25 protein-coding genes are annotated in these 26,372 nt (G+C 63.8%); 10 read left to right on the forward strand and 15 right to left on the reverse strand.

The window, feature by feature from the left end; all coding sequences use genetic code 11:
- Window positions 1-41: 41 nt before the first annotated feature.
- The 10 genes from ML540_RS13820 to ML540_RS13865 all read right to left on the reverse strand — a co-directional run bounded on the left by ML540_RS13820 (window position 42) and on the right by ML540_RS13865 (window position 10,427).
- Window positions 42-1,166: a DegT/DnrJ/EryC1/StrS family aminotransferase gene (locus tag ML540_RS13820; RefSeq protein WP_243362116.1), complete on the reverse strand. Its 1,125-nt coding sequence runs from the start codon at window positions 1,164-1,166 to the stop codon at window positions 42-44.
- Window positions 1,167-1,228: 62 nt separating this feature from the next.
- Entirely contained in the window at window positions 1,229-3,838 is a 2,610-nt protein-coding gene (locus ML540_RS13825) for an ArnT family glycosyltransferase (protein ID WP_243362117.1), read from the reverse strand.
- 48 nt (window positions 3,839-3,886) lie between these two features.
- Window positions 3,887-4,519, reverse strand: coding sequence for a class I SAM-dependent methyltransferase (locus ML540_RS13830; protein ID WP_279343443.1), 633 nt, complete (start codon window positions 4,517-4,519; stop codon window positions 3,887-3,889).
- Window positions 4,516-5,523 (reverse strand): glycosyltransferase family 2 protein, encoded by a 1,008-nt coding sequence (locus ML540_RS13835; RefSeq protein WP_243362120.1) that lies wholly within the window; start codon window positions 5,521-5,523, stop codon window positions 4,516-4,518. The genes ML540_RS13830 and ML540_RS13835 overlap by 4 nt, the downstream gene beginning before the upstream one ends.
- A 53-nt stretch (window positions 5,524-5,576) precedes the next feature.
- Entirely contained in the window at window positions 5,577-6,272 is a 696-nt protein-coding gene (locus tag ML540_RS13840; RefSeq protein WP_243362122.1) for an amino acid ABC transporter permease, read from the reverse strand.
- Window positions 6,273-6,275: 3 nt separating this feature from the next.
- On the reverse strand, window positions 6,276-6,974 hold the full coding sequence (locus tag ML540_RS13845) for an amino acid ABC transporter permease (protein ID WP_243362130.1): 699 nt from the start codon (window positions 6,972-6,974) through the stop codon (window positions 6,276-6,278).
- A gap of 77 nt (window positions 6,975-7,051) precedes the next feature.
- Window positions 7,052-7,867 carry an ABC transporter substrate-binding protein gene (locus ML540_RS13850; RefSeq protein ID WP_243362139.1) on the reverse strand — a complete coding sequence of 272 codons (816 nt, stop codon included), beginning with the start codon at window positions 7,865-7,867 and terminating at the stop codon, window positions 7,052-7,054.
- Window positions 7,868-7,895: 28 nt separating this feature from the next.
- Complete coding sequence (locus ML540_RS13855) at window positions 7,896-8,624, reverse strand: amino acid ABC transporter ATP-binding protein (protein WP_279343444.1); 729 nt, start codon at window positions 8,622-8,624, stop codon at window positions 7,896-7,898.
- A 124-nt stretch (window positions 8,625-8,748) separates the two neighbouring features.
- Window positions 8,749-9,609 (reverse strand): cyclic di-GMP-binding domain-containing protein, MshE-related, encoded by an 861-nt coding sequence (locus ML540_RS13860; RefSeq protein WP_243362141.1) that lies wholly within the window; start codon window positions 9,607-9,609, stop codon window positions 8,749-8,751.
- Entirely contained in the window at window positions 9,606-10,427 is an 822-nt protein-coding gene (locus ML540_RS13865; protein ID WP_243362143.1) for a tetratricopeptide repeat protein, read from the reverse strand. The genes ML540_RS13860 and ML540_RS13865 overlap by 4 nt, the downstream gene beginning before the upstream one ends.
- Window positions 10,428-10,532: 105 nt before the next feature.
- On the opposite strand from ML540_RS13865, the gene ML540_RS13870 reads away from it, so the two are divergent.
- The 6 genes from ML540_RS13870 to ML540_RS13895 all read left to right on the forward strand — a co-directional run bounded on the left by ML540_RS13870 (window position 10,533) and on the right by ML540_RS13895 (window position 17,008).
- Window positions 10,533-11,738, forward strand: a complete 1,206-nt coding sequence (locus ML540_RS13870; RefSeq protein WP_243362145.1) for an efflux RND transporter periplasmic adaptor subunit — start codon at window positions 10,533-10,535, stop codon at window positions 11,736-11,738.
- Window positions 11,735-12,481: an ABC transporter ATP-binding protein gene (locus tag ML540_RS13875; RefSeq protein ID WP_243362146.1), complete on the forward strand. Its 747-nt coding sequence runs from the start codon at window positions 11,735-11,737 to the stop codon at window positions 12,479-12,481. The genes ML540_RS13870 and ML540_RS13875 overlap by 4 nt, the downstream gene beginning before the upstream one ends.
- Entirely contained in the window at window positions 12,456-13,616 is a 1,161-nt protein-coding gene (locus ML540_RS13880) for an ABC transporter permease (protein ID WP_243362147.1), read from the forward strand. Before ML540_RS13875 ends, ML540_RS13880 begins: the two co-directional genes overlap by 26 nt.
- A gap of 3 nt (window positions 13,617-13,619) precedes the next feature.
- Window positions 13,620-14,783 carry an ABC transporter permease gene (locus ML540_RS13885; RefSeq protein ID WP_243362148.1) on the forward strand — a complete coding sequence of 388 codons (1,164 nt, stop codon included), beginning with the start codon at window positions 13,620-13,622 and terminating at the stop codon, window positions 14,781-14,783.
- A 136-nt stretch (window positions 14,784-14,919) separates the two neighbouring features.
- Window positions 14,920-15,906 (forward strand): hypothetical protein, encoded by a 987-nt coding sequence (locus ML540_RS13890; protein ID WP_243362149.1) that lies wholly within the window; start codon window positions 14,920-14,922, stop codon window positions 15,904-15,906.
- A 112-nt stretch (window positions 15,907-16,018) separates the two neighbouring features.
- Window positions 16,019-17,008, forward strand: a complete 990-nt coding sequence (locus ML540_RS13895; protein WP_243362150.1) for a hypothetical protein — start codon at window positions 16,019-16,021, stop codon at window positions 17,006-17,008.
- A gap of 12 nt (window positions 17,009-17,020) precedes the next feature.
- On the opposite strand, the gene ML540_RS13900 is transcribed toward ML540_RS13895, so the two are convergent.
- The 3 genes from ML540_RS13900 to ML540_RS13910 form a co-directional block, all read right to left on the reverse strand.
- Window positions 17,021-17,605, reverse strand: coding sequence for a hypothetical protein (locus tag ML540_RS13900; RefSeq protein WP_243362151.1), 585 nt, complete (start codon window positions 17,603-17,605; stop codon window positions 17,021-17,023).
- On the reverse strand, window positions 17,602-17,907 hold the full coding sequence (locus ML540_RS13905; RefSeq protein WP_243362152.1) for a hypothetical protein: 306 nt from the start codon (window positions 17,905-17,907) through the stop codon (window positions 17,602-17,604). Before ML540_RS13905 ends, ML540_RS13900 begins: the two co-directional genes overlap by 4 nt.
- A 189-nt stretch (window positions 17,908-18,096) precedes the next feature.
- The gene (locus tag ML540_RS13910; RefSeq protein ID WP_243362153.1) at window positions 18,097-18,429 is read right to left on the reverse strand and encodes a hypothetical protein; all 333 of its coding nucleotides are present in this window, start codon (window positions 18,427-18,429) and stop codon (window positions 18,097-18,099) included.
- Between ML540_RS13910 and ML540_RS13915 the strand changes: the two genes are divergently transcribed.
- Window positions 18,428-19,414 (forward strand): hypothetical protein, encoded by a 987-nt coding sequence (locus ML540_RS13915; protein WP_243362154.1) that lies wholly within the window; start codon window positions 18,428-18,430, stop codon window positions 19,412-19,414. The two genes, ML540_RS13910 and ML540_RS13915, sit on opposite strands and share 2 nt — an antisense overlap.
- A gap of 5 nt (window positions 19,415-19,419) precedes the next feature.
- On the opposite strand, the gene ML540_RS13920 is transcribed toward ML540_RS13915, so the two are convergent.
- The gene (locus tag ML540_RS13920) at window positions 19,420-20,292 is read right to left on the reverse strand and encodes a lysozyme family protein (protein WP_243362155.1); all 873 of its coding nucleotides are present in this window, start codon (window positions 20,290-20,292) and stop codon (window positions 19,420-19,422) included.
- Window positions 20,293-20,558: 266 nt separating this feature from the next.
- On the opposite strand from ML540_RS13920, the gene ML540_RS13925 reads away from it, so the two are divergent.
- Window positions 20,559-21,023, forward strand: a complete 465-nt coding sequence (locus ML540_RS13925; protein WP_243362157.1) for an RpiB/LacA/LacB family sugar-phosphate isomerase — start codon at window positions 20,559-20,561, stop codon at window positions 21,021-21,023.
- 88 nt (window positions 21,024-21,111) lie between these two features.
- On the forward strand, window positions 21,112-21,729 hold the full coding sequence (locus tag ML540_RS13930; protein WP_243362158.1) for an HAD family hydrolase: 618 nt from the start codon (window positions 21,112-21,114) through the stop codon (window positions 21,727-21,729).
- Between the two features lie 69 nt (window positions 21,730-21,798).
- Here the strand turns inward: ML540_RS13930 and ML540_RS13935 are convergent, their stop codons facing one another.
- Entirely contained in the window at window positions 21,799-24,486 is a 2,688-nt protein-coding gene (locus ML540_RS13935) for a bifunctional acetate--CoA ligase family protein/GNAT family N-acetyltransferase (protein WP_243362160.1), read from the reverse strand.
- A 113-nt stretch (window positions 24,487-24,599) separates the two neighbouring features.
- On the opposite strand from ML540_RS13935, the gene ML540_RS13940 reads away from it, so the two are divergent.
- Complete coding sequence (locus tag ML540_RS13940; RefSeq protein ID WP_243362171.1) at window positions 24,600-26,324, forward strand: AMP-binding protein; 1,725 nt, start codon at window positions 24,600-24,602, stop codon at window positions 26,322-26,324.
- Window positions 26,325-26,372: the final 48 nt, after the last annotated feature.

The raw sequence follows: 26,372 nt of genomic DNA on the forward strand, positions 1-26,372 counted from the left end.
TCCGGAGGGGGCCTTCGTTTCTTGACAGGGACAGGAGGCGGCTAGCTGGAAGCGGTGACTTCCAGGACCTGCTCGATCACATAGTCCACCTGCTCGTCGCGCAGCTGCGTGTAGAAGGGCAGGGTGATGGTCCTGTCGCCGATGGCCTCGGCATTGGGGAAGTCCCCACGCCCAAAGCCGAATGTGTCCTTGAAGTAACTCAGCAGGTGGATGGCCCGGAAGTTCACGGCCACGCCGATACCGCGCTGCTGCAGGGCGTGGAGCGTGGCGTCGCGGCGGGCAGGGTCTGTCCAGATGGTGTAGAGGTGGTGGGCGCATTTGCCGACGACCTCGGGGCGGCCCAACCGGGGATGCCTGTCGAAAGCGTCCGCATACCGTTTCCAAAGGGCGTGGCGCTTTTCCCAGAGGGAATCGAGCCGGTCGATCTGGCCGACGAGCAGGGCCGCATGGATGTCGTCCAGGTTGCACTTCCAACCCAGTCGCTCCAAGTCGTAATGCGTGTACAGCTTGTGGTAGCGGTCCGCCGCTCCCTTGCTCATGCCGTGCAAGGCCACCATGCGCACCCGCGCGGCCAGGTCGGGATCGGAGGTCGCAAACGCCCCTCCCTCGCCGCAGGTGAGGTTCTTGGTGGCGTAGAAGCTGTAGCACGCGCAGGTACCCAGATGGCCGGGACGGTATCCGTCGCGCTGCCCCTCCACGCAATGGGCGCAGTCCTCGATGATGTAAAGGCCGTGCTTGTCGGCGAGGGCCTTTATGGAAGGCATGTCGCACAGAGTGCCGTACAGGTGGACGGGAATGACGGCCTTGGTGCGCGGGGTGACGGCCTTCTCGATGGCTTCCGGGGTGACGAGTCCGGTAGCCGCGTCCACGTCGACTATCACCGGCGTGGCCCCCGCGTGCATGACGGCGCTCGCGGTCGAAAGGAAGGTCATTGCCGGCACGATGACCTCGTCTCCAGGCCCGACCCCCAGGGCGACAAGGGCCATGTGCATGGCGGAAGTGCACGAATTCACCGCCACTACGTGCTCCAACCCGGTATAGTGGGAAAACTTGCGTTCAAATTCGGCGGTCACAGGGCCGGTTGACAGGAAAACGGAGTTCAGCACCTTCACCACGTTGGCGATGTCAGCCTCGTCCAGGGCGTGGCGGTAGAATTCGACTTTCATAGGTAGCCTAGGTGAGGTAAAAGGATTGATGCGATAATACAGTGTGTTGCCCTAAAGGTAGGCTACAGGTCATCGTACACCAACTCGATGAAATGATGCCCCGGCCCGACGGGAACTCCGACGGTGTTGCCGGGCGATTTCTCAGGGAGTACCCCTGCGCCGTCGACTCGGGCCTTCCAGAATGGATGGTAAGGAAGAGCAAAAGCGACAAGCCCGTCTGTCTTGACAGTTACGGAAGCAAATGCATGCTTAAGGGAATATGAACAGGATTCCACGGGCAGAATGTCCGTTGGATACGCCTGGATGGCCTGAACGCTGCACGAGGCTCCTGGAGCAGCCGGGTTGAGTTCGTATCCCGGCTGAACTCCTTCCGCCAGGGGCAGGGGCACATCAACGTCATTGTGCCCGGCGCCAAGGTAGATGCTCAGGGGGTGTTCCCCGCCCTTGAGAAGAAGATCGAACGGGCCGTCGCAGTCGACGACCATCCGCACGCGCAAGAGGTTCGGCCCAGGCCGCGCGCTCTCCATCGGGTACAAAGGGCCAAAGGTTTTCAGCTTGTGGCGCTCGAGCAGACCCATCCAGCGCGGCTTCACGCCATAGCGCATGCCCTCCGCTGGCGCTGAGAGAAAATGGGCCATCCCTGTGTATCCTCCGAACGTATAAAGACGCATTCCTTGAGGGAAGGCCGCGCCGGCGGGCAGGGCGGTTGGCGTCAGGGCGTAAGCCGGATCGTTCTCGACCTTTTCGGTAAAGGCCTGGTCCTGGAGGGCAAGAACGTACTTCACGCCCCAGAGGGCCATGAGCTCCGGCGGCAGCTGGTGCAGATAGGCAGCCGGCGAGGACGGGTGGCGGATGGACGACAACAGGAGCCCCTGGCCGATGGGAATGAAGCGATTATCAACGTGCGAATACATGGTGAGGGCATTGGGAAACACCCCCGAGGCCTTGTACTGCAGAACGGTAAACGGTTCGGTGGAGATATCGGCGAATACCGAGCCAAGCGCTGCATCCGCGTCGGCAGGCCCGGGGGAGCCTCCAAGAGGGGCCTGCGGCACGCGCCTGTAAACGGTGTAGATGTCGTCCTGATAGAAATTGTACGGCTCCCTGGGGAGGTCGCTCCCGGTGTCGAAGCGAGCGAGGGTTTCGTAGCGGGAATTCGAAAAAGGTGCCTGAAGAGGGTTCGTCTGCACCCACAAGACATAATCCGGCATGGCCTTCCCTGTTTCCTCGCCCTGGCGGCCTAGGGGGAGAATCCTGTGGCGGAAGGGGTCGGCTAGGAAACGGTCGTTGAACGTCAGGTGGTTCCCTGACGCGATCGGCAATCCGAGGGAGGTGCCTGGGGGTATGTTTCTGTCCACCCATGCTTGCGCCAGCTGCCTTGTGGAGGGCCCGGACAGATACCTGAGCACATTAATGTTGTTCGAAAATCCGTGGCCGATCAACACGATGACACATGCCCACGCAGTGAGATGCGCCAAGGGACGGCGGCGTGCCGCAGCCAGCGCACCGTCGAACAGAACAGCGATCAGCAGAAGCGTCAGCAAGGCTTGGCTGTAATAGTAGTAGGTGATGTTCAGGATCACGTGGTTGTGGGCGATCACCCAGAGAAACACCGGGTGCAGTAGGTAGAGGGCGACGAGGCAGGACCAGGGCGTGACAAGCCGTTTCTCGCGCAATGCGCGGTATCCGCCGTACGCCAGCGCTGGAAGGGCCAGCACTCCGAGGGCCCGGCCGAGAAAGGGCGCGAAGTGGGTCAGGCGAAACCAGATGGTGTAGCCGATGCCCCCCGGCAGGTCTTCTTTCGCGGGGATGGACGTATACCGGGTGATGAAGTCGAAGAAAATGAGAAAGCCGGGCAGAATCCTCGGATTCGCGACGACGAAGACCACAATGCCAAACAGGGCGGAACGCCAGAGAAGCTTGCGTTGTTCAGGTCCCCACAGCGAGTTCCAGCGGCGGTGCATGCCGCTGGCGGCACATACCGCCAAGGGGAAAACGGCAGACGCCATGGTGAACTTCATGGACGCGCCAAGCGAAAAGAACAGCACGGCAAGATAAAGATTGCGGGACCTGCCGTGCTTTTGAAATGCGAACTGGTGCAGCAGGGAAAGCATGGTGAGTGCAAAGACGACGCCGTCGGGCTTGAGGCGCAGCTCGAATCCAGTCAGGAAAGGCATCGCGGCTACGAGCCACGCGGCCAATTCGCCAGCTCTTCGGCTGAAGAAGTTGTTCAGGAGCCAAAAACAAGACAGCGGCAGAAGCGTCAGAACGGCAAGTTTGTAGAAGGCGAAAAGCTTGAATATCCGGCCCAACTCGCCCGGATAGAGCACGTACATGGAGCGGTCGTCGAAACGTTTGATCCAGCCGAGCTTCGCTCCCAGCCACATGACGGGCTTGGCCACGTGCAGAAGCGGGCCGCCGAAATTGGTGGCCACATCGAAGGTGTTCGTGGTGGGGCCGAAATACCACAGGGCATGCATGATGCTGACCTGGGCGTCGTCCTCGTAAGTGTTGACCGGGATGGCTTTTGACGTATTGAGAACATATCCTTCCGAATCTGAAACGCCGCGCATCTGCAGTATCGCGGAGACGTTCACGAAAACGAAGACCAGCAGGGCGATGCATACGGAGGGAGGCAGTCCATACGAGAGAGAGTCGTCTGTGTCGGCCATGGGTGTGCCTGTACTTTGCGCCTGCGTATTGAATGCGGACACGCCGTGCTAGCGCGACCGTGTCATGACAAGCGAGAGTTTCCTGCCCATCACCGGCCATTTGAAAATAAAAGCCGGGTTGTCGAACTCGACAAGTTCTTGAATTTCGAGGTTACCGGCAGACTGAATGAGGGAGATCAGCTCCTGCGTCGTCCGGACGTGCTCTCCCTCCTCCAAGCGCAGAATGAAACGCTCCAGAAGACCCGGCGCGGGATTGGTGGCGTAGTCGATGACGACTATCTTGCCATTCTCGGCCAGATACCGGGGCGTACTACGGAAAATGGAGATCAGTTCCTCGTTGGGAATGTGGTGGCAGGAGCCGCAAAAGAGGATGAAGTCGAAATGGCCTTCTAGGCCTTCCAGGGTGCGCACGTCCTGACAGATGAAGCGCATGTGCGGGTATGCAGCGAATCGTTTCCTGGCCGTGGCGATAGCGTCGGGATCGATGTCAACACCAAGGAATTCCTTAGTGTTGCCCGTGAAGTTGACGCTGTCCAGGCCCAGGGAGCACCCGACTTCCATGACCCTCGAGAAGCGGGGAAGATGGCGCAGGACGTACCGCTTCCTGAAAAGGACGCCACAAAGGACATACTGGACGAAAAGCCAGAGCCGGGGAAAGCGAGATTGGAGAGGGACGCTCATGTGCTGGAGTCGGATTTGGCCGGGGTGCTCGTCGTCTCTTCCATCACCAGCCAGGCCCGTTGCCGGGACGAATTGTGTTTCACCCGGTTGATCATGAAAGCGAGAACACCCATAAAGAAAAGATTGACGCCCAACGAGGCGATTTGAACAATGAAAAGGGTGGTGAACCCGGAAGGATCGATGACCTTGATCAACCGCAGGAATACGACCACCGCACCGGCCAACCCCATGATGAGCATGAGAAACAGGCCTAGGACGAAAAACATCTTCAGCGGGATTTCCGAGTAGAGCATGATGGCCCGTAACGAAAGCCGGATCAGCCCTCGCAATGCGACCTTGGAGACGCCGCTGGCCCGTGCCTGGCGGTCGAGCGCCACTCCCTTTTGCCTGAATCCGGCCCAGGCCCTGAGGCCGGGGAAATAGGGCTCGGAGTCAGCGCTCTCGACGATGGTCCTGGCCACCGGCAGCCGGATGATGGAAAAGGTTCCGGAGTTGCGCGGAATGGGAAAGTTGGAACTGCGCGAGAGAAGATTATAGAAGATGGGGGCGAAGGTACGCATGATCCAGCCGTCATGGCGTTGTGCCCTGACTGCGTGGACCACGTCATGGCTATGCGCGTGGTCGAACAGGAGCGCGAAGTCTTCAGGGCGGTCTTGCAGGTCTCCGTCGATGACGCCGATCCATTCGGCGCCCAGTTCCTGAGCCATGTGGCAGGCCGCGCTGCAGCCGGCGATAACGCTCTGCTGGTGGCCGAAATTGCGGGAGAGCCTGACGAGCCGGATCGGGACGGGATAGGTGGCGAAGAGTCGCTTGATGTGCGTGACGGTTTGGTCGCGTGATCCGTCGTCCACAACGACGACTCCCAGGAGGCCCGCCTCCGAGTGCACGGCCAGCCGCCGGAAAAATTCATCGACGTTGTCCTCCTCATTATACATGGGGACAACGACCACAAACGAATTATCTTGTGTGCGTTCCATTTTGTTTTCGAGACAACAGCGCCCCATACGGATCAGCCGGTCGATGGCTGACGTCGGCGTTTGTGGCGCGCGTTCCCTCCCTACCGCCCCCGGGCCTGGTAACGGTTGATCTTCGCTTCGAGCCTGCGCGAGGCTTCGGTCAGCACGAAACAAACCACGAAATAGAGCACGGCGATGGTGATGAAGATCTCGGCCGGGGCGTTCATGGTGCGGTTGTTCACCTGGGTGGCCATCTTCATCAGTTCGCCCACGCCGATGATAAACCCCAGGGAGGTGTCCTTGGTGAGCGAGACGAACTGGTTCACGAAGGAGGGGATCATGTTGAAGAGCGCCTGGGGCAGGATGACGTGGATCATGGTCTGGGTGTGCGAGAGCCCGGAACCGCGCGCGGCCTCCATCTGGCCCTTGGGCAGCGAGAGTACGCCCGCGCGCACGATCTCGGCCACGTAGGCGCTGGTGAACACGATAAGCGCTATCATGGCCGACTGGTCGCCGGGCAGGCTCTTGCCCAGGAGCACCGGGGCCAGGAAGTAGAACCAGAAGATGACCATGAGCAGCGGCGTGCCGCGGATCACCTCGATGTAGGCCAGGGCCGGAATCCGCAGCCAAGCCTTCTTGGACAGACGCATCACCCCGACGAGAAGTCCCAGCCAGAAGGCCCCGAAGATGCCCCCCAAGGCCATGAGGATGGACAGGGCAAGCCCGCCGATGGGGCCCTTGGGGAAGGCTCCCCACAGAAAATAGTCCAGGTTGTTCCAGACGACGTCCCAGTGCATGGCTTACCTTCCCATGCGCAGGACGCGCGTGTTGTAGACCTGGATCGTGGCTGAGACCACCAGCGATATGGCCAAGTAGATGAGCGTGGCCACGGTGAACGACTCGAATCCGTGGAACGTGTACGACTCGATCTGCCGGGCCATGTAGGTCAGGTCCATGACCCCGATGGTCATGACCAACGAGGAGTTCTTGATGAGGTTCAAGAACTGGGAAATGAGCGGCGGAATGATGATCCTGAATGCCTGGGGCAGGATCACATAGCCCATGGCCTGCATGAAGGAGAGCCCGCAGGCGCGCGAGGCCTCAAGCTGCGTCTTGGGGATGGCGAAGATGCCCGAGCGCAGGTCCTCGGCGATGAACGCCGCGGTGTAGACGGTCAGGGCGATGACGCCGGCGGCGAATTCGAAGTCCTGCTTGTAGAGCCATTGGTTCCAGCTCTCGGGCAGCACGGCGGCCGAGCCGAAATACCAGAAGAAAATTTGCACGAGCAGCGGCGTGTTCCGGAAGAATTCCGTGAATGCGAGGCTGAACCACACCAGGGGCCTCACGCGCGACATGCGCATGACGCACACCAGGGTGCCCAAGGCGAGCGAAAAGACGGTGGAAATCGCCGAAACCTTGAGGGTGGTGACGAGACCATCGACGATCCAGTCGCCGTATTGTCCCGAAACCACCAAAGACCAGTCGAATTGATACGCCAACGTGCTGCTCCACTGGGCCGCGCGGCGCGGCCCGAAAAGCCGGGGAGCCCTGAGGCCCCCCGGCCGTTAGGCTTTGTCTACGGCCAAAGCTCCATGGTCCAGGTCAGGGGGATGTAGAACTTGGTGTCCTTGCCGAACCACTTGTCGTAGATCTTCTGGTATTCGCCGGTGGTCCACATTTCCATCAGGGCGAAGTTGACCGCGTCGCGGAACTTGGAGTCGTTCTCCACCATGCCCAGGCCGTAGGGCTCGGCGGAGATGGCTTCGCCCACCAGGTCGTAGTCCTCGGGCTTGTCGTCCTTGTTCTTGATGCCGAGCAGGATGGCGTCGTCGGTGGTCACAGCGTCGACCTTGCCCTGCTTGAGGGCCAGGAAGGCCTCGGGGTAGGTTTCGAAGGAGACGATGGTGGCCGCGGGCTGGGCCTTCTTGGCGTTCTGCTCGGAGGTGGAGCCCTTGGCCGAGCCGATCTTCTTGCCGGCAAAATCCTTGATGGAGGTGAGGCCGGAGCTCTTCTTCACCAGGAGCTTCTGCTGGCTGAGGAAGTAGGTGATGGAGTAGTCGATGGTCTTGTCGCGTTCCCGGGAGTGGGTCATGGTGGCGGCAACGATGTCGATGTCGCCCTGGGTGAGCATGGGGATGCGGGTGGAGGAGGTCACGGGCTTGATCTCAAGCTTCACGCCGAGCTTGGTGGCCAGGGCGTTCATGAGGTCGATCTCGAAGCCGACGATCTGCTTGGACTGTTCGTCCACGTAGCCGAAGGGAGGCTGGGAGTCCTTCACTCCGGCAACCAGGACGCCCTTCTTCTTGATGTCGTCGAGCTTGCCCGCGAAAGCGGGGGAGACGCACATAGCCAGGACCAGGATGGCCGACAAGGCCGCTGCGAGACGCTTCATCGAAACCTCCACTCGGGATTTGGGGTTGCTAGAGGATTTCCTTGAGGAACGCCCGGGTGCGTTCATGCTTGGGGCTCTTGAAGAACTCCTGCGGCGGGCCGGATTCGATGATCTCGCCTCCGTCCATGAAGATGACCCGGTCGGCCACCTCGCGGGCGAAGCCCATCTCGTGGGTGACGCAGAGCATGGTCATGCCGTCGCGGGCCAGGTCCTTCATGACGTTGAGGACTTCGTTGATCATCTCGGGGTCCAGGGCGGAGGTCGGCTCGTCGAAGAGCATGACCTTGGGCCGCATGGCCAGGGCGCGGGCGATGGCCACGCGCTGCTGCTGGCCGCCGGAGAGTTCGGCGGGATATTTGTGGGCCTGGTCGTGGATGCCCACGCGTTCCAGAAGGTCCAGGGCGGTGCGCTCGGCTTCGGTCTTGTCGGTCTTGCGCACCTTGACTGGGGCCAAGGTGACGTTTTTGAGCACGGTGAGGTGCGGGTACAGGTTGAACTGCTGGAAGACGATGCCGATCTCGGAGCGCAGCAGGTTCACGTCCACGCCCTTGTCGTGGATGTCCTTGCCGTCGAAAAGAATGGTGCCGCGCTGGTATTCCTCCAGGCGGTTCACGCAGCGGATGAGCGTGGACTTGCCCGATCCGGACGGCCCGCAGATGACCAGCACCTCGCCCTGCTCGACTGACTCCTCAATGCCCTTGAGCACGTGGAAATCCCCGTACCACTTGTGGACATCCTTGAACTCGATCATGGGCATTGGGCGGTCTCCTGAGTGAATGAAGTGGCAAAATCCGGTAAACCCGATGAAATTACCCGGATATGGCCGCTTGTCAAGAACGCAGCCCCCGGGCGACTTCCGGGGAGTCGTCTTGGCCGCGCGGCTACGCCGGGTCTCCGGCCGGGGCGGGGAACACCTGGATGGAAAGGCCCACTCGGGTCCTGGGGCAGGCGAGCAAAAGGCGCAGGCAGTCTCCGGGAGAGACGATCTCGCCGTCGGAAGCGTATTCGCAGCGCCACTGGCGCGGCGAATACGCCCGGAAGGATTTGCGCAGGTAATGCCCGATGGTGCCGATCATTTCCCCCACGCCCAAGTCGCACCCCTCGGGGCGGGTGTCACGACCCGTGGCCGCTTTGTTGATGGCGGCCACCATCTGCTCGTCCATGTGCAGGCAGAAACGCAGGAGAATTCCCCCACATCCGGGAAGCTCCGAGGTGAAGCGGTAGGGCAGGCGCGCCAGATCGGCCTCCTCCAAGGCCCGGTGGGCCTTGAGGGGGCAGCGCGCGAAGCGCAGGAAGGCCCGCTCCAGCGACGCTACCAGCTCCCGCAGGGAGAGCCGGCCGCAATGTCCCTCGAAGAGCTTGTCCAGGGCGGCGCGCCGTTCGTTCTCGCTGTGGGCGTAGCCGTCGAGGCTCTCCCCGAATTGTTCCGGGGTCAGGTGGCCCAGGGTGAGCAGCGCCTCTCCCAGGTGCACCTGGTGGACGTGCTGGCGGAACAGCAGCGCGTCCATGGCGTGTCTGGACACGAAGCCCATGGCCACGGCCAGGGCGCCGAAATTCAGGTCGGTTTCCCGCTGGGTGGCCAGCACGGCCTCCACCTGGTCCGGGGTGAGCAGGCCCGCGTCAACGGCCAGGTCTCCCAGGCGCCGGTTGGCTTTTTCCTGGTGGGCGGCGGCTTCGTCGATCTGGGCCTGGGTGACGATGCCGCGTTCGAGGAGGTAGCTGCCGAGAAAATGAACGCTCACTGGCCGCCTTCCTTCGGGCTCGCGGGTGGCGGTGTCCCGACGGCGGGGCCTTCGAAGTCTTCGATCATTTCGACCATCTTGGAGCTCATGTATTCCTGGAACTTGCGGGCAACCGGGAAGTCCGGACGCGCGACCAGGGCCTTTTCGAGGAACCGCTTGGCGGACCTGAGCCGCCCCTTTTCGAAGAGCACCCGGGCAAGGTTGTAGAGCAGGTGCTCGTCGTCGGGGCTCAGGCGCAGGGCCTTGGCGTAATGGCCCAGGGCCTGGGTGTGCATGCGGTTCTTGCGCAGCTTGATGCCGAACTCGTTGAAGAGGTGCTTGTACTCGGGCGCGAAAGTCCCGCTGAGGCGCGAGAGCTTGTGGAAGACGATGCGGGCGCTGTCGGTCTCGCCCCGGTCCAGGTAGGTCAGGCCCAGGCCGAACGAGGCCCGGATGTGGTCCTCGTCCTGGCGCAGGACGTTCTTGTATTCGAATTCGGCCGTGAAGAGCTGTCCTTCGCCGCGCAGGCGGTCCGCCTCGTCGGTGGCCTTCTCGATGCGGGCCAGGGCGGGCAGGACCTTGTCCAGGTAGATGTGCGGTGCAGGGATGAACTTGTGGAGCAGTTCGTCCTTGGTGATGGTTCTGGGTTCGCCGTGGGGGATGTAGGTTTCGCTCAAGGCGCGGCAGGTGACCGTGCCTTCCCCGGTCTCCTCGGCGAAGATGTGGACTGTCTGTTTGACCCGGCGTTTGGTGGCCCCGAAGCCCACTGTGGTGACGGTTTCGGTGGCGAAAACCCCGCGCAGGATTTGGGGGGAGGGTACAGCTTTTTCCGGGGACATCCTCTAAAAATTCCTATACCAAAGTCCCCCCTTCTGTCCATGCGGACGGCATGACCGAAATTGCTGATGACCTGCGTCATGGGCTTGGCTATAGTTCGCCCCGTCATGAACCAGGATCTCGGAAAACTTCGCATTGACCGTCAGGCATCGGCCTCCGCGCAGGGCCGCCGGCGGGTCGGCAAATGGATCTGGGCCGCTGGCGCCGCGCTGGCCCTGGCGGCCGTTGCGGCGCTCATGCCGCACACCCGGGAAGTGGAGACCGTCCAGGCGGTCATGGTCTACCCCACCCGGGCCTTCACCCAGGTCAACGCCACGGGGTACGTGGTGGCCGACCGCAAGGCCGCCGTGGCCGCCAAGGTCACCAGCACCCTGGTGTGGCTGGGCGTGGAGGAGGGCAGCCGGGTGAAGGCCGGCCAGCTCCTGGCGAGGCTTGAGAACCTGGACGTGGCCGCCGCCCTGGACAAGGCCCGGGCGGACCTGGCCGCAGCCGAATTCAACGTGGACGTGGCCAAGGCCGAGCTCGCGGACGCGCGCCTGAACCACGACAGGCTCGAGCAGCTGGTGAAGAAGGACCTGGTGGCCCGCTCCGACTACGACGCGGCCGTGGCCCGCCTGCACAAGGCCGAGGGCGCCCACGGCAACGCCGTGCGGCAGGTGGCCTCGGCCAGGGCGCAGGTGGAGGCGGCCAAGGCCCAGGCCGGGTACACCGAGATACGAGCCCCCTTCGACGCCGTGGTGCTCACCAAAAGCGCCGACGTGGGCGACATCGTCACCCCCATCGGCGCCTCCACCACGTCCAAGGCCTCGGTGGTGACCATCGCGGACATGAACTCCCTGCAGGTGGAGGCGGACGTGTCCGAGTCCAACGTGGCCAAGATCCGCCAGGGCCAGCCCGTGGAGATCATGCTGGACGCCTTCGGCGAGGAGCGCTTCCCGGGCTATGTGCACATGATCGTGCCCACCGCCGACAAGACCAAGGCCACGGTGCTGGTCAAGGTGCGCTTTGACGCCCTGGACCCCCGGGTGCTTCCCCAGATGAGCGCCAAGGTGGCCTTCCTGGAACGCGCCCCCACCCCGGACGAGCGGGCTCCCCGGCTGGCTGTTCCCGTCAAGGCCGTGATCGACGCGGGCGGAGGCAAGGCGGTGTTCCGGTCCGAGGGCGGCGTGGCCGCTCTCACCCCGGTGAAGGTCGGGAACACCCTTGGAGATATGTTGGAGATTGTTGAAGGCCTTTTGGCCGGGGACCGGGTGGTGCTCTCCCCGCCCGCCGCGCTCAAGGACGGCGACAAGATCGCGGCGGCCGGAAAATGAGCGCGTCCGGAACCTCCCAGGCCGCAGGGGGCCGGGCCGGAAACGGCGAGGCCCCGCTCATCGAGATACGAAACCTCTGCAAGTCCTACCGTCGCGGCGGGCAGGAGATCCCCGTGCTGGCGGACGTCTCCTTCGACATCGCCCGGGGTGAGTTCCTGGCCCTCATGGGGCCGTCGGGATCGGGCAAGTCCACGCTCCTCAACTGCCTGGCGGGCATCGACCGGGTGGATTCGGGCAGCATCACGGTCGCCGGGCAGGACATCACCCTTCTGGGTGAAACGGAACTGGCCGATTGGCGCAGCCGCAGCGTGGGCTTCATCTTCCAGTTCTACAACCTGATCCCCGTGCTCACCGCCCTGGAGAACGTGGAGCTGCCCCTGCTGCTCACGAGCCTGCCCGGCCGGGCCCGGCGCGAGCACGCCGAAAGGGCGCTTTCCGCCGTGGGCCTGTCCGAGCGCATGGACCACTACCCGGCCCAGCTCTCAGGCGGGCAGCAGCAGCGCGTGGCCATCGCCCGGGCCATCGTCACCGACCCGGACATCCTGGTGGCCGACGAGCCCACCGGCGACCTGGACCGGGTGAGCGCCGAGGAAATCCTGGGCCTTCTGGACCGGCTGAACACCGAGCTCGAAAAGACCATCATCATGGTCACGCACGATCCTCGCGCCGCCAGAAAGGCCCACGTGCTGCGCCAACTGGACAAGGGGGAGCTCTCCCGTGTTGCTGGTCAGGCTGGCCTTTAGGAACGCCTTCCGCCACAGGCTCAGGTCGCTTCTGACCATCCTGGGCGTGATGGTGGCCATCCTGGCCTTCGGACTACTCCGCACGGTGATCGACGCCTGGTATTCCGGCGTGGCCTCGAGCTCAGCCAACCGGCTGGTCACGCGAAACGCCGTGTCCCTCACCTTCTCCCTGCCCCTGGCCTACAAGGAGAAGATCAGGGCCGTGCCCGGCGTCACCAAGGTCTGCGCGGGCAACTGGTTCGGCGGCATCTACATCGACGAGAAGAACTTCTTCGCCAACCTGGCCTACGAACCCCAGACGCTGCTGGAGCTCTATCCCGAATTCGTCATAGACGACGCCGACCAGAAGGCGGCCTTCCTGCGCGACCGCAAGGGCTGCCTGGTCGGGGCCAAGCTGGCCAAGCGCTTCGGGTGGAAGGTGGGCGACAACATCACCCTGCGCGGCACCATCTTCCCAGGCGACTGGGAGATGACCGTGCGGGCCATCTACCGGGGGGCGCGCTCCACCACCGACGAGACGCAGCTCTTCTTCCACTGGGCCTACCTGGACGAGACCATGCGGGCCAACTACCCCGCCCGGGCCGGACAGGTGGGCTTCTACCTGGTGGGCATCGCGGACCCGGACAAGGCCGCCGAAATTTCCAAGGCCGTGGACGCCCAGTTCGCCAACTCCCTGGCCGAGACCCTCACCGAGACCGAAAAGGCTTTCCAGATGAGCTTCGTGTCCATGTCCGAGGCCATCATCCTGGCCATCCGGCTGGTGAGCTTCGTGGTGGTGCTGATCATCCTGGCCGTGGCCGCCAACACAATGGCCATGTCCGCCCGCGAGCGCACAGGCGAATACGCCGTACTCAAGACCCTGGGGTTCCGCGCCCCCACCGTGGCCCTGCTCATTGCCGGGGAATCCCTGGTCTTGAGCCTGACCGGAGCCGGGCTGGGGCTCGCGCTCATCATCCCCTGCGCCAAGGCCTTCGGCACCTTCATGACCGACTTCTTCCCGGTGTTCGCCGTGTCCGACCAGACCATCCTCTACGGCCTGCTGGCGGGAGTGGCCGTGGGCGTGCTCTCCGGGGTGTATCCGGCCTGGTACGCGGCCCGGGTGCGCATCGCCGTGGCCCTTAGGAAGGTGGGCTAGGCCGTGGCCATCCCCTTGAGCTATTCCTGGCGCAACCTGCTGACCCGGCGGGCCACCACGGCGCTCACGGCCGGGGGCATGGCCCTGGTGGTGTTCGTGTTCACGGCAACGCTCATGCTGGCCGAGGGGCTGCGCCAGACCCTGGTGGCCACGGGCAGCCCGGACAACGCCGTCATCCTGCGCAAGAGTTCCGAGACCGAGGTTCAGTCCTCGGTGGACCGCAGCTCCGCCAACGTGGCCGCCACCATGCCCCAGGTGGCGGTGGACGTGGAAGGGCGGCTCATGGCCGCCAAGGAGCTGATCGTGCTCATCTCGCTCACCAAGAAGAGCGGCACGGCCTCCAACGTGGCCATCCGGGGGACCAACTACGCCTCCCTGGAGCTTCGGCCCCAGGTGGTCCTCAAGCAGGGGCGGCTGCCCGAGCCGGGGTCCACCGAGATCATGGTGGGGCAGAGCGTGGTGTCCAAATTCGCGGGCGTGGGGCTGGGCCAGAGCCTGCGCTTCGCCCAGCGCGACTGGACCGTGGTGGGCGTGTTCGACGCGGGCAACACAGGCTTCGCCTCCGAAATCTGGGGCGACGCCGAGCAGCTCATGCAGGCGTTTCGCCGCCAGAGCTATTCCGTGGTGGTGGTCAAGCTTTCGGACGCCTCGGATTTCGAGGCCTACCGCTCCGTCATCGAGGCCGACCCGCGCCTGCAGGCCGAGGTCAAGCGCGAGCGCAAGTACTACGAGGACCAGTCCAAGGCGTTGTCGCGCTTCCTCAAGGTGCTGGGCATCTCGCTTACGGCCATCTTCTCCATCGGGGCCATGCTGGGGGCCATGATCACCATGTATTCGGCCGTGGCCAACCGGGTGGGCGAGATCGGCACGCTCCGGGCCCTGGGGTTCAAGCGCCGGGAGATAATGCTGGCCTTCCTGGCAGAGTCGCTGCTGCTGGGGACGCTGGGCGGGGCGGCAGGCACGTTCTTCGCGGCTTTCTTAAGCTTCATGACCTTTTCCACCACCAACTTTCAGACCTTCGCCGAGCTGGCCTTCCGCTTCACCCTGACGGGTGAGATCGCCTCCTGGTCCATGGGGTTCGCGCTGTTCATGGGCGTGGTTGGCGGGTTCCTGCCGGCGCTTCGGGCCTCGCGTCTGAACATTGTGGAGGCCCTCAGGTCGGGGTAGAAGGCGTTGAGGGGACGCAGGCGCGGGAGCGTAACGCCCGGGGCTGTCTTGCAGCCGGAGGATATTCGTCCTATAAGATTTTCGTCTTGTCGATTTCGGGTGAGTGATATTTTGTGACAAGGCTTTCAGGTGCCCCATGCGTCCCATCCCGCTTCATGTCTTGCTCCTTGTGCTGCTGGCCGCGCTCGCCCTGACGTCACCCGCATGGTGCGGCGCGGGTGAAATACGCCAACTCACGGCCGAGCTCGACAAGGCCAAGGACGCGATTTTCCTGCCGGATTCGAGCACGCTTCGGGACAGGACGCTGGCCCAGTTCGCCGAGAGGCCGCCCGGTCCCGGCTGGGCGGACTGGAGCGTGTCGGACCTCCCTTCGTTTTCCCTGGCGTATGATGTGCTGGAACTGCTCCGGGCGGCCGACGTCCTGGGCTTCCTCGACCGGCGTGACGCCACGGCCCGGAAGGTGCTCCTGGAGATGGCCGGGCGTATCAGGGACACGGGGCGCGAGGATGCGCGGTGGCTGGCGAGGACGGGCCGGTGGATCCAGGCGAGCGTCAGCATCCCGCACGCCCAGGACATGGTTGGTCACGCCCGGGAGAAGAGCCCGGAGGTCAGGCGGCTTCTGGCCAGACTCAAGGCAGCATTGCGGGCCGAAGCCTTGGCCGGGGGGCCGCCCCCGAAGGGGCGGCCCGTGTTGGCGGAATCTTTCCCAGATTATGCGAAGCTTGTGCGCGACAGCAACACTCTCGTTCCCCTGGCTATTAAATTGGAGCGGGAGCACGGCGCGGCTATCCCGAGGGATTGGCCGCGCCGCATACGGATCACCCAAACGTGGGCCAGGGGGCGCGCGGACGTCCTGAACATGATCTCTGCCGCCAAGCTCTCGGAGAAGAGCCCCAAACCCGCTCTCGAATATGCCGAATTCTTCACCGACGAAGCCGGGTGGGCGCTTGAAGGTGTGATCCATAACACCTGGTGGGACGACGATGGATACAAGCCGTTCCTTGCCTGGGAGCAACCCCTTGCCAGAAAGCTTCGAAGCGTGATCGATGCTTTTTTCGACATCTATTACGGGCCAAGCTACGACCGTAATGCAGAGATCAGGCATTGGCTCCACCGGGAATAAACGCGCTATCGCGTTTTCCCATCCCATTGCCCAGGGAACATGTCCCGGACGTAGTCAGGATTAGGCCGGGGGGTGCCTTCACGTTCAGCATCATAATCCCGGGGGTTAGGAAATGAAGTTTACAGCGGCCGTGCTGTTTCTCTTAGTGTCAAATATCTGGTGTATACCCGTCCGCGCCGATACCATCAGTTTCGAGCAGGCCGTGGCAACGCTTGATGCCGCCCACAAGCTCCAACAGGAACAGTTGCATCTCTGGCGCGGGGAGCCGGAAGCTCTTCGGGCACGTCTGGCCAAGAATCCTCCCGGACCGGGCTGGGCGGATTTCGGCTGGTCGAATTTTCCCGTGGCGGGTGACACCGACAAGCTTCTGCTGCTTCTCCACGCGGCGAAGGATCTTGGCCTACTCGGCAGGAAGGACAGGGCTTCCAGGCTGATTTTCTTCAACATCGCCCACCGATATGAGCAGGCAGCGGATGGAATTGGCACTTGGAATGATAAGACGGCGAGGTATCTTGAAAAATTCAAGGGGACCTCAGAGTATGAAAGATTCATGACGTTGGCCACAAGGCGTTGGCAAGCAGAGATGGAGGCGTGGTTGCGCGTGGCCACATACCTGAAACAGGAGTGTGATGCGGAAGGGCTGGAGCCTGGCGCGTGGCAGAAGTCTATAACTGAAACAGCTCCCGAATTTGTCCGCTTTAAACACAGAGTGGAAAAAATTCGTCTGGAAGCGGAGAAAATGACGAAGGGATACAGCACGCGCATCACCAGCAACTGGCCGGGCAAACTGGCGTACCTTCTGGAAGATGTCCGGACCAGGGCCGATTTATGGTCGATGGCCCTGGTCGCGGACATTTCGGAGAAGACCCCCAAAGAGGGCCTCAAGTTGTTGACGGACCTCTACAGGATGGACGAAGATGCAGATATGTCCGTGCGGTACTCCTTCCAGACAAAGGGCGAGAGATACCCGCCGCTTTCGCCTCCAGAGCGGCGTCTCGCGCGAGAGGCGCTTGAAGCCTTGGAAGCTTACCGGAACGCCATTCTCGAGAGGAATCTCATTTCATTTGTGAACAGGGCCGAGGACCTGCTCGACGCCAAGTAGGTCATTCTGCTGTTACTGGCCGTTCCATTGGCCAGGGAACATCTTTCTGACATAGCCGGGGTTTGGCCATGGTTTCCCCGACCGTTCCATATCGTTGAGCGTGCCGAACCCATTTCTGTAGCCCGCCTCGGCCCTGAACGGATCGTCTCCTGCTTGATTGAAGTTATTCCTGGCAAGCATGGAGCCGACCATTGTGGCGAAATTGGGGTCGTGCATGGCCTGCCGGAATGCCTCGATGTCCTTGGGCTCGGTAAGGTTCCCGCCGTTACGGTTTCCAAAGTCGAAACCGACGTCGGCAGCGGCGATGGGGCGCACCTGCTCAAGGCCGCCAGCCTGCGAGCCAGCCACCCAAGCATCGGCCTTACCCTTCGATTCCACGGAAACCTTGTTGTTGGCGTACTGGTCCGGATACCCGAAATAGTTGGCCCAGTACTTGGCCGTGTCGGCGTTGGCCCCGGTGGGCGGGCCGTAGTTGGTGTCCGGGGCCTTCATGTTGCCGTAGACGTCTTTGACCGCCTGCGGGGCGTTGGAGGGATTGAGCGGGTGGCGCTTGTTGAAGTCCGCCAGGAACTCCGACAGCCTCTCCGGGTCGTTCACCCATTGGAATTTCTCGGGCAGCGCTGATTTTGCTTGGGGAGCTCCGGCCGGGCCGCCCCGGAGGAGGCATCGGGCGGTGAACTGCCGCCATCCGGCGATGCCGGGTATACGGAGTCGGAGAGCACCCCCTTGACGCGGAGGTAATCGTCCGGTTGCCTTCCGGCCCAATCGTTTCCAGTCTCGCCGTATGACAGCACGCCGCCGTTGAAATGCTCGCCGTCCGGGTTGGCGCGCACGTAGCTCTCTGCGAGGGCGTTCACGTAAGGGAGTTCATTGTCTTCAGTTGATCCGAACGTCACCATCTTCGATTCTCCTGTGGCCGCATGCGGCCGTTTTCACTCCCCAAGGGCGGGAGCGGTTTTCGCTTCCTTGCCATGCCTGAAGCATTCTCCTGCGGGAAGGCGATCACAGTCTTTCGGGATGCCGGAACGTCTGGCCATGAAACGGTCGTGCGGGGCGTCCTCCTTTGCCGGGGCAGACAACGCGCGATTTTAGCGGGAAGGAGTTCCAAAGCTTCCCATATAGGGGTATGTGGGGAGAAAGTTGAAAAAGCCTTTCGGAGGGACACCCATGCGCATCGGAATCGCCGCCGACCACGGCGGCAACACCATGAGTACCTCGCGGATGCGATCGGGCGGGAAGGCCAACATGTGGAAGATTTCGGGGCCTACAGCTTCGACCCTGGAGACGACTGCGCCGACTTCGTCATCCCCATGCCCGTCGGGCAGGCGGCTGCCTTGCAGTTTTGACTGCATTATCTTATAAATTCGCACGAATTGATTTCGTCTGATGAATATTCGCGATAAAGTTTTCAGGTGCCCCATGCGCCCCATCCCGCTTCATGTCTTGCTCCTCGTGATGCTGGCCGCGCTCGCCTTCGCGTCACCCGCATGGTGCGGGGCGGGGGAGATACGCCAACTCGCGGTCGAGCTCGACACGGCCAAGAACGCGATTTTCCTGCCCGGTTCGAGCGCGCTCCGGGACAAAGTACTGGCTGAGTTCGCAGGCAAGCCGCCCGGTCCCGGCTGGGCGGACTGGAGCGAATCGGGCCTCCCGTCGTTCTCCCTGGCGTATGATGTGCTGGAACTGCTCCGGGCGGCAGATATCCTGGGCTTTCTCGACCGGCGCGACGCCACGGCCCGGAAGGTGCTCCTGGAGATGGCCGGGCGTATCAGGGACACGGGACGCGAGGATGCGCGATGGCTGGCGAGGACGGGCCGGTGGATCCAGGCGAGCGTCAGCATCCCGCACGCGCAGGACATGGTCGGGAACGTCCGGGAGAAGAGCCCCGAGGTCAGGCGGCTTCTTGCCAGGCTCAAGGCGGCATTGCGGGCCGAAGCCCTCGCCGGGGGGCCGCCCCCGAAGGGGCGGCCCGTGTTGGCGGAGGGGTATCTCCCCTACTTGACGTTGATACGCAGGGTGGAGTCACTTAAGCCCATGGCCCGTGATCTCGAAGCCCGGTACGGCAAAACCATCAAGCACGACTGGCCCCAACGTCTGCGGAGTGCTCGCTACTGGGCCCGGTGGAGATGCGACATCCTCGGCATGATCTGTTCCTCCGACCTGACGAAAGCAAGCCCTAAGCCAGCCCTGGAGTTTTCCCGTGACTTCACAGGAGACGATGGGTGGGCTCTTGAGGAAATTGTGGAGTCACTCTGTCGGCCGTTCGATTGGAAACCTCCGATCCCAGAAAAGGAACAGGTTGTTGCACAGAGTGTCTGCGCGCTGCTTACGACTTTCCATGACGACATGTACGAGGCGAACCTGACTCTCGCAAATCGTTTCTGGGGGTGGGTTCCTCGTCACTAGGCATGTTACTTCATGGAGCCATCCCATTGGCCTGGAAACATGTTGCGAACATATTCCTGCGCTTCATTTTTCCAAGGCTCGCCAGGAGAAAAGCCGTATGGACCCTTATTGTACCCCGCTTCGGCCTTGAATGGGTCCCCTTTTTCAATGTTGAAAACTTTCCGTGAGTACATTGTTGACACCATACTATTGAAGTTGGGATCTTTCATCGCATTCCGAAAATCCTCGGCATCCTCGGGGCCTAGTTTCCCATTCTTCCGGTCCCCGAACTTGAAACCCACATCTTCAGCGGCAATCGGGCGCACTTGGTTGAGTCCAGCAGCCTGCGAGCCAGCCACCCAAGCATCGGCCTTCCCCTTCGATTCCACGGAAACCTTGTTGTTGGCGTACTGGTCCGGGTATCCGAAGTAGTTGGCCCAGTACTTTGCCGTGTCGGCGTTAACTCCGGTGGGCGGTCCGTAGTTGGTTTCCGGGGCCTTCATGTTCCCGTAGACGTCCTTGACCGGTTGCGGGGCGTTCGATGGATTGAGTGGGTAACGCCTATTGAAGTCCGCCAGAAACCCCGACAGCTTCTCCGGGTCGTTCACCCATTGGAATTTCTCGGGCAACGCCGATTTTGCCGGGGGAGCTCCGGCCGGGCCGCCTCCTGACGCGCCATCAGGCGGGGAGGCCCCGCCATCCGGTGATGCCGGATATACGGCATCGGACAGCACCCCCTTGACCCGGAGGTAATTGTCAGCCTGCCTCCCGGCCCAATCGCCGTATGACAGCACGCCGTCGTTGAAGTGCTCGCCGTCCGGATTGGCGCGCACGTAGCTCTCAGCGAGGGCGTTCACGTAAGGGAGTTCATTGTCTTCAGTTGATCCGAACGTCACCATCTTCGATTCTCCTGTGGCCGCATGCGGCCGTTTTCACTCCCCAAGAGCGGGGGTGGTTTCGCTCGCTTTCTTGCCATGCCCGAAGCCTTTTCCCGAAGGGAAGGCGACCGTCTTGAACGCCGGAACGTCCGGCCATGAAACGGTCGTGCGGGGCGTCCTCCTTGCCAGGGCTGACGGCGCGAGATTCTAGCGGGAAGGAGTTCCAAAGCTACCCATATAGGGGTATGTGGGAAGAAACGTGAAAAATCCCGCAGGAGGACCACCCCATGCGCATCGGAATCGCCGCAGACCACGGCGGCTACGAAATGAAGGAGCGCCTGAAAAAGGCGCTCGCGCAGGACGGCCACACCGTGGAGGACTTCGGGGCCCACGCCCTGGATTCCGGCGACGACTACCCCGACTTCGTCATCCCCATGGCCGCCGCCGTGGCCTCGCGGAAGGTCGAGCGGGGCATCGCCCTGTGCACCAGCGGCGTGGGGGCCTCCATCGCGGCCAACAAGATTCCCGGGGTGCGGGCGGCCCTGATCCACGAGACGTTCTCCGCCAGCCAGGGCGTGGAGGACGACGACATGAACGTGCTCTGCCTGGGCAGCAAGGTGCTCGACTACGGGCAGGCCCTGGAGCTGGCCCGGCTGTTCCTGGCCGCACGGTTCAGCGGGGCCGGGCGCCACCGCCGCCGCCTGGACAAGGTGGCGGGCATGGAGTGCGACTGCAAGTCGGGCCTGCCGTGACCGGGCCAGCGCATCATGCAGGGAACGCAAGGCCGCGCGCGGCGCAACGAACGAAAGCTCTCCTCACGAAACCGACGGAGGCGCGGGCATGAGACTTGATTTCACCACACTGTTCGTGGACGTGGGGGGGGTGCTCCTGACCAACGGATGGGACCGCGAGGCCAGGAAGCGGGCCGCGCGGCACTTCGGCCTGGATCACGAGGCGATGGACGAGCGCCACCACCTGACCTTCGACACCTACGAGGTCGGAAAGCTGAGCCTGGACGGCTACCTGGAGCGGGTGGTGTTCCACCGGGACCGGCCGTTCACGCCGAGTGAGTTCCGGGCCTTCATGTTCGCCCAGTCCAAGGCATTCCCGGAGATGATCGCCCTGGTGAAACGCATCAGGGATCGCCACCGCCTCAAGGTGGTGGTGGTCAGCAACGAGGGGCGGGAGCTGAACGAGCACCGCGTGCGCGCCTTCGGCCTGGGCTCCTTCGTGGACTGCTTCGTGTCGTCGAGCTACGTGCACTTCCGCAAGCCCGACGAGGACATCTACCGCATCGCCCTGGACATCGCCCAGGCCGCACCGTTCCAGGTGGCCTACATCGACGACAGGCCCTTGTTCGTGGAAGTGGCCGCGAGCCTGGGCATCGCGGGCATCGTCCACAAGGACGTGGAGACCACGCGGCTGGCCTTGAAGGACATGGGGCTTGACGACCAATGAAAAAGGCCGCGGGATGGCCCGGAGCCTTTCAGTCGACATCGGAATAAACTGAAGAAACTTGATCGACGCTTATCGTAAAGCGTCCGGCTGCTTGAGGTCCAGGTGCATCTCCACCACCTCGTCGTCGGTGTTGCGCCACACCTCGAACCCTACCTTTTCCGCCAGCCCCTGCATGCCCTTGTTGTCCAAAAGCGCCTGGCCGGTGATGGCCCCGGTGCCCCGTTCGCGGCAGTAGTGGATGATCTTCTCCATGAGCTTGCGGCCCAGGCCCTGCCCTTTCTGGTCCGAGCGCACGATGATGGCGAACTCGGCCGAGCTGTTGTCGGGCTTGGCCGAGGCCCGCACCACGCCAAGCGTCTCGGGCACGCCTTCGGCGCTTTCGGCGGTGGCGATGAAGGCCATCTCGCGCTCGTAGTCGATCTGGGTGAGCCTGGCCATCTCCATGTGCGAGAGCTCGCGCACCACGCCGAAGAAGCGGAAACGCAGGTCCTCGGGGGTCAGGTGGGTGAAGAATTCGTAGTGGGCCGGTTCGTCCTCGGGCCGTATGGGCCGGATGAGCACCTCGCGGCCGTTTTTCAGGACCGCGTGCTCCTCCAGCTCCTTCGGATAGGGCCTGATGGCCAGCCGGTCCTGGCCCGAGGCCATGACCTCGGCCACGCGGACGCGTACGCCGAGCACCGACACCCCGTGGCTGTCGGCGAACAGCGGGTTGATGTCGATCTCCTGGATCTGGGGGATGTCGATGATCAGCTGGGCCACCTGGATGATGGTCTTGCTGATGGCGTCCAGGTCCGCCGGGGGACGCCCGCCGAAGCCCTTCAGAAACGCCGACACGCGGGTGCGGTTGATCAGGTCGCGAGCTAGGCTCATGTTGAGCGGCGGCAGGGCGATGGCCTTGTCCTGGGAGAGCTTGGCCGCCAGACCGCCCTGGCCGAAGCGCAGGTACGGCCCGAACACCGGGTCCACCTGGGCCTGGAGCAGGAGTTCCTGCGCGCCCCGGCGGCCCATCTTCTGCACGATGAAGCCCTTGATGCTGGCTCCCAGCTCAAGCTTGCGCGCCCGGGCCTTGATGGACTGGGCCGCCTGCTTGAGCTCCTCGCGGTCCTCGATGTCCAGCACCACCCCGCCCACGTCGAAGGGCTGGGGAATCTCCGGCGAGACCACCTTGATGGCCACTGGATAGCCCAGCTCCTCGGCCGCCTCGATCACCTCGGCCGTGGTGGTGACCAGCTTGGAGCGGATGACCGGGATGCCGTAGCAGGCCAGCACAACCTTGGCCTCGGGCTCGGTCAGCTCGGTCCGGCCTTCCTCCAGCACGGCGTGCACCACGCCAAGGGCGCACTCGTTGTCCGGGGTGAATCCGGCGGGGATGCTGGCGGGCATCTCCATGAGCAGTTCCTGGGTGCGGCGGTGGTTGGCCAGGTCCAGGAAGGCGCGGACGGCGGTGTCCGGGGTGTTGTAGGTGGGGATGCCCGCCTGGCTGAACAGGGCCCGGGCCGGTTCGGCCACGCCGTGGCCCAGCCAGCAGGTGAAAACGGGCCGCTGGCTCTTTGAAGCGGCCTTGATCACGGCGCGCGCCACTTCCTCGCCGTGCACGGCCGCGAAGGGCACGTGCATCACCAGCACCGCGTTGGGCTCCTTGTCCTTGAGCACCGCGGTCAGCGCGTCGTGGTACTGCTCTGGCGAGGCGGTGAGCCCCATGTCGACGATGCCCTCGCGCTGCCAGTTGGGGCCCAGAAGCTCCCGCAGGCCCAGGCCGGTCTCGGCGCTCACGCCCGAGAGCTTGCCTCCGCGCTCGATCAGGGTGTCCGCGCTCATGACGCCCACCGACCCGCCGTTGGTCATGATGGCAAGCCGGTCGCCCTTGAGCGGCTGGGAGCGGGCCAGGGTCTGGGCGGCGTCGAACAGGGCGTCGATCTCGAAGACGCGCAGCATGCCCGCGCGCCGGAAAGCCTCGTGGTACACCTCGTCCAGTCCCTGGCCGGGCCGGGCGATGGATTCGCCGCCGGGGCCGCGCCTGCGCCCGGGCTTGACCACCAGCACCGGCTTGTTGCGGGCCGCCGCCCGGGCCGCGCTCATGAACTTGCGGGCGTCGGACACGCTTTCCAGATAGAGAAGGATCGAACGCGTGTTGGGGTCGGAGGAGAGGTAGTCGAAAAGGTCGTGGTATTTGAGGTCCAGCCGGTCGCCCAGCGACACCACGTAGGAGAAGCCGATGCCGTGGCCGTGCGCCCAGTCCAGGACGCCCGTAAAGAGCGAGGCCGACTGGGAAATGAAGGCGATGCGCCCCTTGGGCGGCTCGGCGGCCACCAGGCTGGCGTTCAGGCCGATGGGGGGGATGATGAGCCCCAGTCCCGAAGGCCCGAGGATGCGGATGCCCTCGTCCTCTGCGGCGGAGAGCATCTTGCCCTGCACCTCCCACTTCTCGGCGGGGGTCAGTTTGGCGTAGCCGGGGCACAGGGCCACGGCCGCCTTCACGCCGCGCCGTCCCAGGCGGTAGATGTAGTCCGGCGCATCCGCCGGGGGGATGCACAAGATGGCCAGGTCGGGCGTCAGCGGCAGCGTGTCCACGCCCTTGTACGCATCGACGCCCAGGACCTCGTCCTCGGTGGTGGAAAGGGGCATGACCGGGCCGAGAAACTTCCCGCCCAGCAGGTTCTCCATCACCACACGGCCCACGTGCCCGGGCTCGTTGGTGGCCCCGATCACGGCCACGGAGTTGGGCTTGAAGAGCCCGTCTAGGTTGGCAACGCTCATGGTCCGTCGCTTGTTGAAATCCTGGGGTTTGGCTAGTACATTCCTGCGATCGCAGGATAGTAGGCCCACGCCGATACGGCAAGCCTGATTTTCGATAAGCCCCAAGGAGAACCATGAACCAGCCCCAACGCGAACGCTTCTGGGACGAACGCGCCAAGGAACTCCTGGCCTGGAGTTCCCCCTGGACCCGCGCCTGCCCTGAAACCTTCGAAGCCGCTTCCCGGTGGTTCGAGGGCGCCTCCCTGGACGTGAGCGCCAACTGCCTGGACCGCCACATCGCGGCCGGGCGCGAGGACGTGCCCGCGCTCATCTGGCAGGGCGAGCCCGAGGACGAAGCCGTGGCCTACACCTACGCCCGCCTCCAGGCCGAGACGCGCCGCGCCGCCGTGGTGCTGGCCGGGCTCGGGGTGAGCAAGGGCGACGTGGTGGGCCTGAGCCTGCCGTCCCTGCCGGAACTGGTCGTCTCCATGCTGGCCCTGGCGAGGCTGGGGGCCGTGCACCTGGTCTTCCCGGCCGGGCTCTCCCCGGCCGTGGTCTCCAAACGCCTGGACGACTGCGACGCCAAGCTCTTCATCACCGCCGACGGCCACTACAAGGCCGGGCGCCCGGTGGCCGTGAGCCAGCCCCAGGGCGGGCCGCGCCGCGTCGTGGTGCGCCGCACCGGCCAGCCCCTTGTCGATCCCCGCCCGGACGACCTCTGGTGGCACGACCTCATGGACGCCCACGCCACACCCCCCTCCCTGCCCGCGGCGGTGCACGGAGCGTCCGAGCCGCTGTTCATCCTCTACACCTCCGGCTCCTCGGGCCACCCCAAGGGCGTGGTCCACACGGCCGGCGGGTTCCTCACCGCCTGCGCCCACTCCGCCCGCCACGCCTTCGGCGTGGGGCCCGGCATGACCATGTGGTGCCAGGCCGAACCCGGCTGGATCATGGGGCACGCCTACGCGGTCTACGCCCCCCTGTGCCTGGGGGCCACGACCCTTCTCTATGAAGGTTCTCCCAGCCATCCCAAGCCCGACCGAATCTGGCGCATCGCCCAGAAGCACCAGGTGGCCACCCTCATCACCACACCGGCGCTCACCGGCCAGCTCATGCGCGAGGGCGAAGCCTGGCCCGCCGCGCGCGACCTCCCGGCGCTCAAGCTCATCGTGAGCCTGGGCGAGAAGCTCACCCCCGAGAGCCGGCAATGGCTGGCCCGCGCCGTGGGCAAGGGCCGCGCCCCGGTGGTTGACGCCTTCGGGCAGACCGAAACCGGAGGTGTGCTCATGATCTCGGGCAGCCAGGGCGGGCTCTCCCCCATGCCCGGCGCGGAACTCTCCGTGGCCGACGACTCGCGCCTGGGCCTGGACGCTCCCTGGCCCGGACTGGCCGCCGCCCTGGTGGGGTCTCCCTTCGAATTCAGCGGACGCTACGACACGGGCGATCTGGCCCGGCGCGCGCCGGATGGCAAGTTCGTCATCCTGGGGCGTTCCGAGCTGGCCGGGCAGGGTCTCCCCCTGGCCGCGGTGGAGGCCGCCGTGGCCGCCCAGCCCGGAGTGGCCGAAGCCGCCGCCGTGGCCTGCGACGACACGGTGGTGGTCTACGCCACGCTGCGCGCCGAGGCCGACGACCCCTCTAGCATGGAAGACATCCTGACCAAGGCCGTGCGTGAAGGCGTCGAAGCCTCGGAATTCCCCTTGAGCGTGCGCATCGTGCAGGAACTGCCCAAGACCCGCTCTGGCAAGATCGCCCGGCAGGCCTTGCGCGGCGCGGCCGAGGGACGCATGGGCGACGTCTCCGGACTGGCCGATCCCTCGGTCATGGCCGCGCTTCTGGATCAAGGCGACTCCCTGTTCTGAAACATGAACAGGGTTGTCACTTGACTTGGCCAGCCACGGGCATAGATA

Source organism: Fundidesulfovibrio terrae (genome assembly GCF_022808915.1).
GTDB lineage: Bacteria > Desulfobacterota > Desulfovibrionia > Desulfovibrionales > Desulfovibrionaceae > Fundidesulfovibrio > Fundidesulfovibrio terrae.